We start from the raw sequence: 1,760 nt of genomic DNA, 5'->3' as shown, positions 1-1,760 counted from the left end.
CGGTCATTCGCTAGCTCCCGCTCCCACCGTTGCCGCCGCCATTCGGGCGACCATCGTCTTGTCTTGCTCGATTTCGGCCAGCGTGCCGCCGATCGCGGCGCGGATGACGCGCCCGATCTCGTCCGCCAGGAACGCGACACCCTGAACCTTGCTGACCGATTGCACGTCGACCAGGTACTTGCCGCGCAGCAACAGTGCCAGCTGGCCGAGGTTCATCTCCGGGCACACCACCATCGGGTAGCGCCGCAGCACCTCGCCCAGGTTCGCCGGGAACGGGTTCAGGTAGCGCAGGTGCGCGTGTGCCACCTTGACGCCCTTGCGCCGCGCGCGCCGACAGGCTTCACCGATCGGGCCGTACGAGCTGCCCCAGCCGATCAGCAGCAACTCGGCGTCCCCGGTCGGGTCGTCGACGTCGAGATCGGGAACCGTGATGCCGTCAATCTTGGCCTGCCGCAACCGAACCATCAGGTCGTGGTTGACCGGCTCGTAGGAGATGGCGCCCGAACCGTTCGCCGCTTCCAGGCCACCGATGCGGTGTTCCAGGCCGGGGGTTCCCGGAACGGCGAATTGGCGAGCGAGCGTCTCCGGGTCGCGGTTGTACGGCTGGAAGGGCTCGTCCGGCTTGGCGAAGGTGTGCTTGATCGGCTGCAGCGTGCCGACGTCCGGAATCCGCCATGGCTCCGAGCCATTGGCGATCGCGCCGTCAGACAACAGGATCACCGGCGTGTGGTATGAGACCGCGATCCGCACGGCCTCGATCGCGGTTTCGAAGCAGTCGGACGGCGAGCGCGGCGCCAGTACGGCTACCGGCGACTCCCCGTTGCGGCCGTACAACGCCTGCAGCAGGTCGGCCTGCTCGGTCTTGGTGGGCAGGCCCGTCGAGGGGCCGCCGCGCTGAACGTCGATGACCAGCAACGGCAATTCGGTCATCACCGCAAGGCCCAGCGCTTCGGACTTCAGCGAAATGCCGGGGCCGGACGTGCTCGTGACCCCGAGGGCACCGCCATACGAGGCGCCGATCGCGGCGCAGATGCCGCCGATCTCGTCCTCGGCCTGGAAGGTGATCACGTTGAAGTTCTTGTGCTTGGACAGTTCGTGCAGGATGTCCGACGCCGGCGTGATCGGGTAACTGCCGAGCACCACCTGAATGCCGGCCAATTGACCCGCGGCGACGATCCCGTAGGCCATCGCGGTGTTGCCCGAGATCTGCCGGTATTCGCCGGACGGCAGCGTCGCCCGCGAAACCTCGTAGGTGGTGCCGAACGCCTCGGTCGTCTCGCCGTAGTTCCAGCCCGCCTTGAGGGCCAACACGTTGGCTTCCGCGATGTCGGGCTTGCGGGCGAACTTCTCCCGGATGAACTTCTCGCTGGTCTCGATCGGGCGGCCGTACATCCACGACAGCAGGCCGAGGGCGAACATGTTCTTGGCGCGCTGGCCGTCCTTCTTCGACGCGCCGATCGCCTCCACGGCGCCGAGCGTCAGGGTGGTCATGGCGACGGAATGCACGACGTAGTCGGACAACTCGTCGGACTCGAGCGGATTCGTTACGTAACCCACCTTGGTCAAGTTGCGCTTGGTGAACTCGTCGGAGTTCGCGATCACCATGCCGCCGCGGGGCAGGTCGCCGAGGTTGGCCTTGAGCGCCGCCGGGTTCATCGCGACGAGCACGTCCGGGCGGTCACCGGCGGTCAGGATGTCGTAGTCGGCAATCTGGATCTGGAAGGAGGAGACCCCGGGCAGGGTCCCTGCGGGGGCACGGA

1 protein-coding gene is annotated in these 1,760 nt (G+C 67.0%); it reads right to left on the bottom strand.

Annotation, left to right across the window (positions count from 1 at the left end; all coding sequences use genetic code 11):
- Positions 1 to 3: 3 nt before the first annotated feature.
- The coding region (locus A9X05_RS07665) for a 2-oxoacid:acceptor oxidoreductase subunit alpha (RefSeq protein WP_067780427.1) at positions 4 to 1,760 on the bottom strand (1,757 nt) is incomplete at its 5' end.

It is taken from the genome of Mycobacterium sp. E3298, assembly GCF_001666895.1.
In the GTDB taxonomy this organism is placed as follows: domain Bacteria; phylum Actinomycetota; class Actinomycetes; order Mycobacteriales; family Mycobacteriaceae; genus Mycobacterium.
Note: the sequence above shows the minus strand (reverse complement) of the source record. Positions and strands in the feature narration are given on the sequence as shown.